Source organism: Marilutibacter chinensis (genome assembly GCF_021725675.1).
GTDB lineage: Bacteria > Pseudomonadota > Gammaproteobacteria > Xanthomonadales > Xanthomonadaceae > Marilutibacter > Marilutibacter chinensis.
Genome location: NZ_JAKJPO010000004.1, coordinates 251502 through 264510 on the forward strand (window position 1 = coordinate 251502; position 13009 = coordinate 264510).

Genomic DNA, 13009 nt, shown 5'->3' on the forward strand with positions numbered 1-13009 from the left:
CCTGCACGTGCAGCAAGCACGGCAAGCCGATGGACCGGGGATCCGGGCCGGCAGGCACGTGAAGTTCAACCAACTCCTAGGGGAAATACCAATGAAGAAGCAGCAAGGCTTTACCCTGATCGAGCTGATGATCGTGATCGCGATCCTCGGCATCCTGATCGCCATCGCTCTGCCGGCGTACCAGAACTACACCATCCGCACCAAGAACGCCGAGTGCCTGAACGTGGCGGCTGGCGCCAAGCTGGCGGTCTCCGAGACCGCGCAGGATCGCGGCAGCCTGGGCATGGTCACCACGACCAACACCGGCTTCAGCTTCGCGGCCAGCTCCTACTGCGCCAGCGTGACCGTTGCCGCCGGCGGCGACATTACCGCCGTGACCCAGCAGACTGGCGGCCCGGACGTCACTTTCACCCTGGCTCCGGAAGCCGCTGCGGGTCGCATCGATTGGGACTGCTCGGCCACCGGTCAGGAGAACGATGCCCAGATCCCGGCCGAGTGCCGCTGATCCAAAGCTTCGCAGTCTTTTGCTGTATCGAAACCCCGGCATCTGTCGGGGTTTCTTTTTTTGACCGGCCTCACGATAGCCGCGCTTCAGTTGGCACGCCTGTTGCATTGAAACTTACAGGGGCTCATTCCGGGCTAGGGGACCAACATGAAACTGTCGCGCACAAGGGGCTTCACCCTGATCGAACTAATGATCGTAATCGCGATCTTGGGCATCCTCATTGCAATCGCGCTGCCCGCATATCTGGACTTCAGCATCCGCGCAAAAAATAGCGAGTGCCTGAACGTGGCAGCGTCGGCCAAACTGTCGGTAGGTGAATCAGCACAGGACCGTGGGCAGTTGGCGCTGATCACACCGACCAGCACCGGCTACAGCTTCGGTGCGAGCAGCTACTGCGCATCGGTGACCATAGCCAATGGTGGTGTGATCACCGCAATCACGCAGAATACCGGGGGACCCGACGCCAGTTTCCAACTGACGCCTGGTGAGGGTAGCGGCCGCGTTTCGTGGCACTGCACCGAACTCAACGGCGTACCACGGACCCAGATTCCAGCCGAGTGCCGCTGACTCACGTTCGGCACCTACATCATTCAGGTAAGCTGGTCATTCGCCCCGCGCGGCGGGGCGTCTTGGTTCGCTCTGCTTGGCCGCGCGAAAAGGGACTCGCCCCTTCGCTGCAAAGACGCCCATGCCCACTGCAGACTCGACACTCAGGCTTAATCCGCTCCGATTCCTACTGACTGCCGCCTTGCTGGCCACCATCGCGGCATACTGGATCGGCCTTTCCGGCCCTCTGCTGTTCGACGATGCCGCGAACCTAGCGCAGATCCAACGCTGGCTCGAGGGCCGCGCAGGATTGTATGAAGCGATCTTCGGCACGAGCTCGGGGCTGCTGCTGCGCCCTGTCTCCATGGCGACGCTCGCGCTGAATGCGAGCATGGCAGGCGGCATCCAGCCGGTGTTGATGAAGCTGACCAACCTCTTGGTCCACCTCGTGTGTGGAGGTCTGCTGTGGCAGTTGGTGCGGCTGTTGATGTCCCGCGACGAACGGCTTGCCCCGCATGGGACTACGGTTGCGGGCTTGGTCGCGGCTCTATGGCTGCTGCATCCCTTCAACGCCAGCACCGTGCTCTACGTCGTCCAGCGCATGGCGCAGCTCAGCACGCTGTTCATGCTTGCCGGGCTGTGGGCCTATACCAGCGCGCGACTGGACCAGACAGCCGGCCGGCCACGTAGGGCGCGCTGGAAACTGTTCGCGCTATTCCCGGCAATGCTGCTTCTCGGTCTGCTGAGCAAGGAAAACGCCGCGGTACTGCCGGCATTGTGCCTGGTGATCGAACTGGCGTGGTTCCGGGGGCAAAACAGCGGCCGTAGCCTCCGCCTGTTCTACACAGTCTTTCTCGCCGCCCCAGCGATCGCGGTGATCGCGGTCCTGCTTTGGCAGCCGGACCGGCTGGTCAGTGCCTACGCCGCACGCGATTTCGGCCCATGGGAACGCTTGTTGACCGAGGGCCGCGTACTGCTCGACTACGTCTCGCAGACCTTCTTTCCCCAAGGCGGGCGCATGGGGCTTTACCACGACGACTTCGTCCCCTCAAGCGGGTTGCTCACCCCGATCTCGACCCTGTTTTGCGGGCTGGCCATCATCGGCGTGTCGATTGCGTGCTGGCTGCTGCGCCGCCGCTTTCCAGGCGTGTTTGCGGGCTGGTTCCTGTTCCTCGTCGGCCATGCGGTCGAATCGACGGTTCTGCCGCTCGACCTCTACTACGAGCACCGCAATTATTTTCCGATGGCGGGGCTGTTGCTGGCAGCCGTCACCGGCGTCGGCTACCTGGTCCGATACTCGCCGGGCGACATCTCGCGATGGCGGCGTATGGCGACCGTGGCCGGCCTGCTCGCGGCGGTGGCGCTGGGTCTGGCGACCCACCAGCGTGCGCGTGTCTGGCAGTCGATGGACGCCATCGCTCGCGAATCGGTCGCCCATCACCCGGACTCGCTGCGCGCGCGCTTGAGCCTGGCCACGGTGGAGATGCAGGCTTCGCGATTCGCGGAGAGTCGCGCGCAGCTGGAAGCTCTGTCACAGGCTCGCGACCCGCACAACCGGGAGATCGGTTTTCTCGGCATGGCCAGCCTCGACTGCATCAGCCAAGGGAGCGCAGACTCGGCATTGCTCCGTGCTGCCATGGATGCATCTCTGTCGCCGGTCACGCTCGCGGACTACCAAGCCTTCGGGCTGCTGTCGCGGGTGGTCGGCGATACCTCCTGTGCAGGCGTTACACCATCCGGTATCGCTGATGCCATGGCTCATGCACTTGAGGTCGCCAGCGACCAACCCGACACAAGCAAATCGAAATGGCGACTGCGTCTCGTGCTCGCTCAGAGTCTTGCGCAAGCCGGTCGCGGCGCCGATGCCCTGACCCAGGCCCGGCTGGCGTGGCAACCAGGCGCCGATATCGCAGTTGGCAGCACACTGGTGCAGTTGGCAGTGCAGCAAGGCGATACTGAACTCGCCAGGAGGACCGTCGTGGAAATGGCTGCGCGGTCTGGCCGGTTCGACCAGCTCGCCCTCGCGGAGGTGGCGCGCATGCAGGCCTACATCGCGGAAGCAACATCCATCGAGACCGCAACACCGGCTGAATGAACCGCACCATGCGACTCCCGGTCTCACCAGGAACAGGACTGTTCATCGCGTTTGCGGCAACCTGCCTGCTTTATGGACCGGGCCTGAGCGGCGCCTTCATCTTCGACGATGCGATCAACTTCGCACCGCTGCAAGACTGGATTCTCGGCCGCTCGTCCTGGCAGACGGTGGTATTCGGCAACACATCAGGGCCGCTCGGGCGCTCGGTATCGATGTTCAGCTTCCTGGCCAGTGCATCGATCAATGGGCTGGACCCGCTCTACTTCAAGGCCTTTAACCTCGTCATCCACCTGCTCTGCGGATGGCTGAGCTACCTGCTCCTGAGCTGGGCACTGGAGCGCGACGCCCGACTGAAGCGCCATGCCAAACCTGTTGCCGTCGTTCTGGCCACGATCTGGCTCGTTCACCCCCTGCATGTGAGCACGGTGCTTTACGCGGTGCAGCGCATGGCACAGCTCAGCACGTTGTTCGCGCTATTGGCTGTCCTCGTCTACGTTCACTCGCGGGAGCGACTGGAAAGCGACGGCCGGCTGTCCCGGACAAGCGGATCGTTGCTGTTCATCGCGTTCCCCGTTCTTCTGACGGCCGGAATGCTGGCGAAAGAGAATGCTGCGGTCGCGCCGTTGCTGTGTCTGGTTCTGGAGACCGCCTATTTCAGCCGGAACGAGCACACCATTCGTCCAGTTGTCGTCTTTCATTCGATCTTTGTCGCGCTGCCTGCACTGGCGACAGTCGGACTATTGATGCTGTTTCCGGACCGCCTTCTGGGTGGGTACGAGATGAGGGATTTCACGCCATTGGAAAGGCTGCTCACACAGCCACGCGCGCTAGTCGACTACCTCGGCATGTGGTTCCTCCCCCGCGGTGGCCGCATGGGGGTATTTACCGATGGATTCCCGGCATCGACGGGCATTCTCGCACCACCGATCACGCTACTTGCAATCATCGCACTGCTGGCGATCAGCGCCTGGGTGATAGCGGCTCGTCGTACACGTTCATACCTATTTGCGGGCTGGTTCTTTTTCCTGGGAGCGCATGCGGTGGAGTCAAGCTTCCTGCCTCTCGATCTGTACTACGAACACCGCAATTACCTTCCCTCACTGGGCCTGTTACTGGCAGCAGGTGGCCTCTTGGCTCCATCCGTCATCGGCCTGTTGTGCACGTCGACAATCAGGCGTCTTGCTGTCCCAGCAGGGGCGGTCGCCATGTTCGCCGCTCTTGGGCTGATCACCTCGTCGCAGGTACGTGCCTGGCAGAGCAAGGAAGCCTTGGTCCGGCAAGCAATCGTCCACCATCCGGAGTCGATCCGGGCCGCGCAAGCGCTGATCATCGAAAAGATCAACAAGGGCGACTATCCAGCCGCGACCCGACTCCTCGACAAACTGACCAGGCATCCCGATCCACGGGTGCGTCTGGATGCGCACATCGACATGTTCTCGGTCGCGTGCCTGGCGGGCTCAATCCGTGGGACGGAGCTTCTTGACCGCGCATTGACGGACGCTCCCGACCGGCTGATGGTGAGCGATGTCCAGGCCATCGGATTCCTTGTTCAGGTCAGTCGCAACGACAGATGTACCCCGGTGCGGCAAGACATCATCGCTTCCCGCCTCGCGCGGCTCGCCGACAGGGCGTCAGCTCAAGCTGACAGCGCCAAGCCGAAGTACCAGGTGCGCTACGCGTCGGCGATCCTGTACTCCCGTGCCGGCGACTGGCAAAAGGCACTGGAACAGGCCGGTCTGGCAGCTCAACCCGGTGCGCCAAATGAAGTTCTAGGACTACTTGCAGAATGCCACGCGATGACTGGAAATAGGGAAAGGGCTCAGGAGATACTGGCTCTACTGGATGAAGATGTAGGGGAGCATGACCTGTCAGGCAAGAAGATGCTCGCGCGCCTTCATGCTTTGCTCGAAGAGTGACCGGGTCTAGCTCCTACGCAAGACCTAGCTTTGGTCGCAAACGACCGATCACCGGAATTCCTTTCTCCATCAACTTGACGTCGCACAGATAAAGCACGAATGGCCAGCATCCTGATCGACGTCTGTCATCCCGCGCACGTCCATTTCTTCCGCCAACCGATAGAGATACTGCGTAGCGAAGGCCATACGGTGCATGTGTCGTCTCGCGACAAGGACGTGGCCACGCAGCTGTTGGAGGCGGCGGACATCGCACATCATCCGCTGGGACGAGCAGCGTCAGGGCCATTGGGACTGCTGAAGGAACTGGTCGTTCGCGACTGGCAGCTATGGCGCCTCGCCCGCAAGCTCGACGTTGACGTGATCGCCGCGCTGGGAGGCACCTTCGCAGTCCATGCGGCGACCCTGCACGGGGTTCCGAGCATTGTCTTCTACGACACCGAGATGGCTCATCTGCAGAACCGCATCACCTACCCGCTGGCCTCGCGCGTGGTGGTACCCCGCTGCTATCAGGGATGGTTGCCTTCGGGGAAGTCGGAACGCTACGCGGGTTACCATGAACTCAGCTATCTGCACCCGAACCGCTTCCAGCCCGATCCCGCACGCGCCCACGCCGGCGGCCTGCACATGGAGCTTCCGACGTTCCTGGTGCGGCTGGTGTCATGGACCGCGAATCACGACATCGGCGACAAGGGCCTCGGCGAGCAGGAGATGACCCGGGTCGTCAGTCGTCTGGAAGCCGTCGGACATGTAATCATCTCCGCCGAAAGCAGTCTGCCCGAACGATTCGGGCATCTCCGCTACCGGGGGTCTCCAGAGGACATGCATCACCTGATGGCATTCTGCAGCGGCTACTTCGGTGAAAGTGCGACCATGGCGTCCGAATGCGCGGTTCTCGGAGTTCCGGCCGTGTACGCGGCGAACTCCAGCCGGGGCTATACCGACGAGCAGGAAGCCAGATACGGCCTTGTCCGGAACGTGCGGGCCCTCGACTCGGAGAGTATCGAGGCCGGCCTGGAATGGCTGCTGGAGCGGACGTCGGCGGACCTGTCGGCCGCGAGACAGGCGATGCTCAATGAGTGCATCGACGTGGCTGACCACGTGGCCCGGCGGATACTGGACGTTGTAGCTTCCAGGCCGAGGCGCCGGGGATGAGCTTCCATGTCGATGAATCCCTGCGGATGAGACGGCTCGCGGCTGCCGTCGCCGGCTGCGATGAAGTGTTGGACCTCGGCTGGGCACAAATCCCCAACCGCTTCCTCTGCAACCGTCGCGTCGTCGGTTTCGATCTCGATGATGCCGCGCTTCCCGGCAACTATCATGCGGCCGTCACGGGCGACGTGCGGAAGATGCGGCACCTTCTCGGCACGGCCGAGTTCGATGCCATCGTCGCGGGCGAGATCATCGAGCATGTCGAGGATCCCTACGGATTTCTTCGCGACTGCCATCACCTCCTTCGGGCGGGCGGAAAACTCGCGCTCTCCACCCCCAATCCGAACTCGCCGATCGAGCGGCTGCTGACCCTGACGCTCAACAGGAAGTTCTTCTATACGCGGGAGCATCTCTGCCTCTATCCACAGAGATGGCTGATCCGGATGCTCGAGAACTGCGGATTCAAGGACGTACGGCTTCGGTCCGGCGGGTTCCCGCTGCCGTTCATCGGCACGGTTCCGTTTCCGCGCCCCTGGTGCCATCAAACCATTGCCATAGCAACCAAGGCCGGGTGATGGGGCGGGCATCCCTGCTTCTGAAACGAATGCTGTGGGCCGCGATCGGGGCGACGGTCGCCTGGTATGTCTGGCGGAACGTCGGCCAGTTGCGCGAATACGGCCATGGCTTCGATTTTCGATTCGTAGCCCTGTCCATCGTGTTCGCCATGCTCGCGTACCTGCTCAACATTCAGGTGTGGACGCGAATCGCCAACCATTGTGGCGCTCATGCCAGCTGGTCGGAGCATGCACGCGCATGGTCGATTTCGCGCCTGGGGCGGTATGTGCCGGGCAAGGTCGCGACGATATACCTGCGCCTGGAACGCTACCCCGATACCCACAAGATAAGTGCCGGGGTTTCCCTGTACGTCGAGATCATGTCCTCGCTGATCGCGATATGCGTGTTCACCGTTTTTTTCTCCGCGCGAGGCGCGTTGCCGGTGGACCTGGTCTGGGTCGCGCTTCTTGGCGTAGGACTGGCTGCCCTGGCGATGCTGTCCTCCCGACGATTTCTCGACTTCGCGTCCAACCGGTTTCCGGTGCTGAGGAAGTTGCGCCCGCCCAGCCGGAAGGGAGGAGCGGGACTCTGGATGACGATCATCCCATTGCAGATGGGAGTGATGGTGCTGCATGGCACAAGCCTCTACTTTGCGATCAGCGCGATATCGGAGGCTCCTGCGGCCGCCATCGTCGAGATTACCGTCTACTACTATTTCGCGGGTCTGGCCGGGATGCTTGCACTGTTCGCGCCGGCAGGCATCGGCGTCCGGGAAGCCGTTCTCGCCGGTCTGCTGAGGACACTGATTCCGCTTCCCGCCGCCGTCGTGACCGTGGCACTGATACGGCTCGTGACCGTCGTTGCCGAACTCGGCATCAGCGCCATCTTCTACAGATTGGCCCCCTCTCGGGCATCACCGTAAGGGCCGCGTTGCCCACTTCCCTTGCCCGCTTCCCGCGCTACCGGGACCCGTGAAGTTCGCTTCGATAGGTCAGGGCGGTTATCTGCTCGGCGATCAAGCCAATCAGGAACACAATCACCGAAGCGCTCAGAAGCAGGGCGCTCATGTTGGTGAACCGTCCCATCGTCGCGTAAGTCCAACCGTAGTAGCTCGCTCCAAGCAGGAAGAACCCCATCGAAGCAGGAGCGAACAGCTTCAGCGGCGAATACAGCGTCGCGATCTTGAAGATGATCAGCAGGAAGCGGATGCCGTCGCGGATCGGGCGGATATGGCTGCTGGTGCCGACCCGACGGGCGACATCGATCGGCACGTATGCCACCGGGTAGGCGCTGCGAAAGAACGCCATCGTGCTGGTGGTCGGATAGCTGAAGCCGTTCGGCAACAGGTGCAGGAACTCGCGGAAGCGCTCTGCACGGACGGCACGGAAGCCGGAGGTCAGGTCGCGGATGTCGTGCCCGGTCATCCAGCTGGCCAGGGTGTTGTAGAGGCGATTGGCCAGCCCGCGATGCAGGTTGGCCTGGCCGTTGCCGTCGCGGGCGCCCACGACCATGTCGTAACCGGCCTGGATCCGTTCCAGCAGCAACGGGATGTGGGCCGGGTCGTGCTGCCCGTCGGCATCCATGAACACGATGACCTCGCCGCCCGCAGCCCGTGCGCCGCGCTTGATCGCCGCGCCGTTGCCCATCGAGTACGGCGACGACAACACCCGCGCGCCGGCGTCACGGGCAACGATGGCGGTTTCGTCGATCGAGCCGTCGTCGACCACGATGATCTCGGCCTCAGGCAAGGCCTGCTTCAGCGCCGGCAGCGTCCGTCGGAGCCCCTCGGACTCGTTCTTGGCCGGCAGTACTACGGAAATGCGCATGTGTCCCTCCCCTGAGCGCGTCAATTTAACCTGAATCGATGCCCCGAAAAGGTGCACTGCGTCGATTCATGACCGGTGACTCCCGCCGTCCCGGGGCTTTGCGGTAAAGTCGGCCGGGAACGGCTTTGGGGGGCTCCATGAACACCGTCACGACCGCAAACCTCATCGGCATCACCGGAATCGCCCGGCGCCTGGTCATGGACGGCGCCCTCGACGAGGCCACCGCCCGCGAGGCGATGGAGTCCGCCACCACCGAGAAGAAGCCGCTGGCGAGCTACCTGGCCGAGAAGCGCCTGGTCTCCCAGCCGGCGCTGGCTGCGGCCAACTCGATCGAGTTCGGCATGCCGCTGTTCGACCCCGGCGCGCTGGACCCGACTCAGTCGGCGGTCAAGCTGGTCAACGAGGAGCTGATCCGCAAGCACAACGTGCTGCCGCTGTTCAAGCGAGGCAACCGCCTGTTCGTCGGCATAGCCGACCCGACCAACATCCATGCGCTGGACGAGATCAAGTTCCAGAGCAACCTGGTGGTGGACGCGGTGCTGGTCGACGAGGAGTCGATCCGGCGCAACCTCGACCGCTGGCTGGACAGCGCCGACGTGCTGGAGGGCGGCGACGACGAGGGCCTGGAACACCTGGAAGTCGGCAGCGGCGACGACGACGTAGGCACCGACTCCGGCGTCGACGCGAAGGGCGACGACACCCCGGTCGTGAAGTTCGTCAACAAGGTGCTGGTCGATGCGATCCGCAGGGGCGCCTCGGACATCCATTTCGAACCCTACGAGGCCGAATACCGGGTGCGCCTGCGCATCGACGGCCTGCTCAAGCAGGTCGCCAAGGTGCCGGTCAAGCTGCAGGCCCGCATCGCCGCGCGCCTGAAGGTGATGGCCCAGCTCGATATCGCCGAGAAGCGGGTGCCGCAGGACGGTCGCATCAAACTGAACCTGTCCAAGAGCAGGCAGATCGACTTCCGCGTCAGCACCCTGCCGACCCTGTTCGGCGAGAAGATCGTGCTGCGTATCCTCGACGGCAGCGCGGCCCGGCTCGGCATCGACAAGCTGGGCTACGAGGACGACCAGAAGCAGCTGTACCTCGAGGCGATCCAGAAGCCATACGGGATGGTGCTGGTGACCGGCCCGACCGGCTCGGGCAAGACGGTGTCGCTGTACACCGCGCTGAACATCCTGAACGACGACACCCGCAACATCTCCACGGTCGAGGACCCGGTCGAGATCCGCGTGCCCGGCATCAACCAGGTGCAGATGAACGTCAAGCGCGGCATGACCTTCGCCGCCGCGCTGCGCAGCTTCCTGCGCCAGGACCCGGACGTGATCATGGTCGGCGAGATCCGCGACCTGGAAACCGCCGAGATCGGCATCAAGGCGGCCCAGACCGGCCACATGGTGCTCTCGACCCTGCATACCAACGACGCGCCGCAGACCATCGCCCGTCTGATGAACATGGGCGTGGCGCCGTACAACATCACCTCCTCGGTGACCCTGGTGATCGCCCAGCGCCTGGCCCGGCGCCTGCACGACTGCAAGCGCAAGGTCGAACTGCCCGAGCACGCGCTGCTGGCCGAGGGCTTCAGCCAGGAGGAGATCGACGCCGGCCTCACCTTGTACGACGCGGTCGGATGCCCGGACTGTACCGAAGGCTACAAGGGCCGGACCGGCATCTACCAGGTGATGCCAATGACCGAGGAGATCCAGGAGATCGTGCTGGCCGGCGGCAACGCGCTGCAGATCGCCGAAGCGGCGCAGAAGGCCGGCATCAACGATTTGCGCCAGTCGGCCCTGCGCAAGGTCAGGAACGGCGTCACCAGCCTGGCCGAGATCAATCGCGTCACCAAGGACTGAGCCCGCCGGAGGCAGCCATCCTGGCGATCGCCCGCCAACTGGAGACGGGTGGATTGAGGGTGTGACCGCAGTTGCTGTCCTGACGCGTAAGGTCAGGATATGCTTGGTGACGGCAATCCTGGCCATGGGTCCGGGTCGCCGGTCGCCGCGGCGGGGGAGCGTCGCGGGTCAGGCCTGGGGTTGACGCGGCTGCTCCGGCGCGTCGCCATCGCTAACTTCGTATCGACTGGGGGCTCTTCATGTCCGCTACCCGTACCGCAGCCAAACCGCAGCCGGCCATCCGGCGGGCCAACCCGCTGGAGATGTTCGTCTGGGAAGGCACCGACAAGCGCGGCAAGGTGATGAAGGGCGAACAGCCCGCCAAGAGCGCGAACATGCTGCGCGCCGAGCTGCGCCGCCAGGGCATCACCCCGAAAGTGGTCAAGGCCAAGGGCAAGCCGCTCTTTGCCGCTGGTTCCAAGCCAATCACCCCGCGCGACATCGCGATCCTGAGCCGCCAGCTGGCGACGATGATGAAGTCGGGCGTGCCGATAGTGACCGCACTGGAAATCATCAGCGGCGGCCAGAAGAATCCGAAGATGAAGACCCTGGTCAACGCGATCCGGGCGGACCTGGAGAGCGGCCTGTCGCTGTACGAGGCGTTGAGCAAGCATCCGGTGCAGTTCGACGAGCTGTACCGCAACCTGGTCCGCGCCGGCGAGTCGGCCGGCGTGCTGGAAACCGTGCTCGACACGATCGCCAGCTACAAGGAAAACATCGAGAGCCTGAAGGGCAAGATCAAGAAGGCGCTGTACTACCCGGCCACGGTGATCGCGGTGGCGATCCTGGTCAGCGCGATCCTGCTGGTGTTCGTGGTGCCGCAGTTCGAGAAGACCTTCGCCAGCTTCGGCGCCGAACTGCCCGCATTCACCCTGATGATCCTCGCCGCCAGCGACTTCATGATCGCCTACTGGTGGGCGGTGCTGCTGGCGGTGATCGGCACCGGCGTGGCCTTCATCATGGCCAAGAACCGGGTTCCGGCGTTCGCGCACTTCCTCGACAGAATGATGCTGAAGCTGCCGATCGTCGGCCAGATCCTGCACAACTCGGCGATCGCGCGTTTCGCCCGCACCCTGGCGGTGACCTTCCAGGCCGGCGTGCCGCTGGTCGAGGCGCTGGACACGGTGGCCGGCGCGACCGGCAACGTGGTCTACGAAAAGGCGGTGCTCAGCATCCGCGACGACGTCTCGGTCGGCTACCAGGTCAACATGGCGATGAAGCAGACCAATCTGTTCCCGCACATGGTGATCCAGATGGCGGCGATCGGCGAGGAGGCCGGCGCACTCGACACGATGCTGTACAAGGTCGCCGAGTTCTACGAGGAAGAGGTCAACAACGCGGTCGACGCCCTGTCGAGCCTGCTCGAGCCGCTGATCATGATCATCCTCGGCGTGATCGTCGGCAGCATGGTCGTCGGCATGTACCTGCCGATCTTCAAACTGGCGGCGACGATCTGACGCATGGCGTATCTGGATCAGAACCCGGCCATCGGCTATCCGCTGGTGGCCGGCCTCGGGCTGCTGGTCGGCAGCTTCCTGAACGTGGTCATCCTGCGCCTGCCCAAGCGGCTGGAGTGGGAATGGCGCCGCGACAGCCGCGAAATGCTGGGCGAGCCGGACGGCTACGACCCGCCACCGCCCGGCATCGTCGTCGAACGCTCGCACTGTCCGCATTGCAAGCACCAGCTGAGCTGGTACGAGAACATCCCGGTGTTCAGCTGGCTCGCGTTGCGCGGGCGCTGCCGCAGCTGCAAGACGCCGATCTCGATCCAGTACCCGCTGGTGGAGCTGCTGACGATGCTGCTGGTGCTGGTCAGCGTATGGCAGTTCGGCTTCGGCTGGCAGGGCTTCGGCGCCGCGCTGTTCTCGTGCTTCCTGATCGCCTTGTCGGGCATCGACTTCCGTACCCAGCTGCTGCCCGATCAGCTGACCCTGCCGTTGATGTGGTTGGGGCTGATCGCCAGCGCCGACAACCTCTACTTCCCGGTCAAACCGGCCCTGCTCGGCGCGGTCGCGGGTTATCTGAGCCTGTGGTCGGTGTGGTGGGTGTTCAAGCAGCTGACCGGCAAGGAGGGCATGGGTCACGGCGACTTCAAGCTGCTCGCCGCGATCGGCGCCTGGGTCGGACTGAAGGGCGTGCTGCCGACGATCCTGCTGTCCTCGCTGGTCGGCGCGGTGATCGGCTCGATCTGGCTGGCGGCCAAGGGCCGCGACAAGGCCACGCCGATTCCGTTCGGCCCCTACCTTGCGATCGCCGGCTGGATCGTGTTCTTCTGGGGCGACGCGCTTATCAACCGCTACCTGGAGTATGCGAGGCTGGGCTAGCCGGCTACTCCGCAGGAGCGGCGTGAGCCGCGATGGCGCCCTCATGGGAAGGTCCGGTCGCGGCTCAGGTCGCTCGACAGACGCGGAACGGTGGCGAGTCCGATCGAGGTTCACGCTTCTTCTACGCCACTTCAACAGGGACCCGGAACCCGGATAAGCGAAGCGCGCCCGGGGCATCGCTCGACTCCCGTGTACGCT

At 63.7% G+C, this 13009-nt stretch carries 11 protein-coding genes; 10 read left to right on the forward strand and 1 reads right to left on the reverse strand.

The genetic code is table 11. The annotated features are described in order from the left end of the window. Positions 1–91: 91 nt before the first annotated feature. From L3V18_RS09615 to L3V18_RS09650, 7 genes are all read left to right on the forward strand, one after another. Positions 92–505: a pilin gene (locus tag L3V18_RS09615; RefSeq protein WP_305068985.1), complete on the forward strand. Its 414-nt coding sequence runs from the start codon at positions 92–94 to the stop codon at positions 503–505. 147 nt (positions 506–652) lie between these two features. Next, positions 653–1072 carry a pilin gene (locus L3V18_RS09625; RefSeq protein WP_255783901.1) on the forward strand — a complete coding sequence of 140 codons (420 nt, stop codon included), beginning with the start codon at positions 653–655 and terminating at the stop codon, positions 1070–1072. Positions 1073–1253: 181 nt separating this feature from the next. Then, positions 1254–3146 carry a tetratricopeptide repeat protein gene (locus L3V18_RS09630; protein WP_237054457.1) on the forward strand — a complete coding sequence of 631 codons (1893 nt, stop codon included), beginning with the start codon at positions 1254–1256 and terminating at the stop codon, positions 3144–3146. Beyond that, positions 3143–5062 carry a tetratricopeptide repeat protein gene (locus L3V18_RS09635; RefSeq protein WP_237054458.1) on the forward strand — a complete coding sequence of 640 codons (1920 nt, stop codon included), beginning with the start codon at positions 3143–3145 and terminating at the stop codon, positions 5060–5062. Before L3V18_RS09630 ends, L3V18_RS09635 begins: the two co-directional genes overlap by 4 nt. A 99-nt stretch (positions 5063–5161) precedes the next feature. After that, entirely contained in the window at positions 5162–6214 is a 1053-nt protein-coding gene (locus tag L3V18_RS09640; RefSeq protein WP_237054459.1) for a DUF354 domain-containing protein, read from the forward strand. Then, positions 6211–6786 (forward strand): class I SAM-dependent methyltransferase, encoded by a 576-nt coding sequence (locus L3V18_RS09645; protein ID WP_237054460.1) that lies wholly within the window; start codon positions 6211–6213, stop codon positions 6784–6786. The genes L3V18_RS09640 and L3V18_RS09645 overlap by 4 nt, the downstream gene beginning before the upstream one ends. Beyond that, positions 6786–7688: a lysylphosphatidylglycerol synthase domain-containing protein gene (locus L3V18_RS09650; RefSeq protein WP_237054461.1), complete on the forward strand. Its 903-nt coding sequence runs from the start codon at positions 6786–6788 to the stop codon at positions 7686–7688. The genes L3V18_RS09645 and L3V18_RS09650 overlap by 1 nt, the downstream gene beginning before the upstream one ends. 37 nt (positions 7689–7725) lie before the next feature. On the opposite strand, the gene L3V18_RS09655 is transcribed toward L3V18_RS09650, so the two are convergent. Further along, complete coding sequence (locus L3V18_RS09655; RefSeq protein ID WP_237054462.1) at positions 7726–8592, reverse strand: glycosyltransferase family 2 protein; 867 nt, start codon at positions 8590–8592, stop codon at positions 7726–7728. Between the two features lie 137 nt (positions 8593–8729). Here L3V18_RS09655 and pilB point away from each other — a divergent pair, with 137 nt between their 5' ends. The 3 genes from pilB to L3V18_RS09670 all read left to right on the forward strand — a co-directional run bounded on the left by pilB (position 8730) and on the right by L3V18_RS09670 (position 12811). After that, on the forward strand, positions 8730–10448 hold the full coding sequence (gene pilB / locus L3V18_RS09660; RefSeq protein WP_237054463.1) for a type IV-A pilus assembly ATPase PilB: 1719 nt from the start codon (positions 8730–8732) through the stop codon (positions 10446–10448). A 239-nt stretch (positions 10449–10687) separates the two neighbouring features. Next, positions 10688–11944: a type II secretion system F family protein gene (locus L3V18_RS09665; RefSeq protein ID WP_237054464.1), complete on the forward strand. Its 1257-nt coding sequence runs from the start codon at positions 10688–10690 to the stop codon at positions 11942–11944. Between the two features lie 3 nt (positions 11945–11947). After that, complete coding sequence (locus L3V18_RS09670) at positions 11948–12811, forward strand: prepilin peptidase (RefSeq protein ID WP_237054465.1); 864 nt, start codon at positions 11948–11950, stop codon at positions 12809–12811. Positions 12812–13009: the final 198 nt, after the last annotated feature.

Excerpts from the sequence above, each read along its gene's own strand:
- L3V18_RS09615 (WP_305068985.1), top strand. The coding sequence starts at position 92 with ATGAAGAAGCAGCAAGGCTTTACCCTGATCGAGCTGATGATCGTGATC.
- L3V18_RS09625 (WP_255783901.1), top strand. The coding sequence starts at position 653 with ATGAAACTGTCGCGCACAAGGGGCTTCACCCTGATCGAACTAATGATC.
- L3V18_RS09635 (WP_237054458.1), top strand. The coding sequence starts at position 3,143 with ATGAACCGCACCATGCGACTCCCGGTCTCACCAGGAACAGGACTGTTC.
- L3V18_RS09640 (WP_237054459.1), top strand. The coding sequence starts at position 5,162 with ATGGCCAGCATCCTGATCGACGTCTGTCATCCCGCGCACGTCCATTTC.
- L3V18_RS09645 (WP_237054460.1), top strand. The coding sequence starts at position 6,211 with ATGAGCTTCCATGTCGATGAATCCCTGCGGATGAGACGGCTCGCGGCT.
- L3V18_RS09650 (WP_237054461.1), top strand. The coding sequence starts at position 6,786 with ATGGGGCGGGCATCCCTGCTTCTGAAACGAATGCTGTGGGCCGCGATC.
- L3V18_RS09655 (WP_237054462.1), bottom strand. The coding sequence starts at position 8,592 with ATGCGCATTTCCGTAGTACTGCCGGCCAAGAACGAGTCCGAGGGGCTC.
- pilB (WP_237054463.1), top strand. The coding sequence starts at position 8,730 with ATGAACACCGTCACGACCGCAAACCTCATCGGCATCACCGGAATCGCC.
- L3V18_RS09665 (WP_237054464.1), top strand. The coding sequence starts at position 10,688 with ATGTCCGCTACCCGTACCGCAGCCAAACCGCAGCCGGCCATCCGGCGG.
- L3V18_RS09670 (WP_237054465.1), top strand. The coding sequence starts at position 11,948 with ATGGCGTATCTGGATCAGAACCCGGCCATCGGCTATCCGCTGGTGGCC.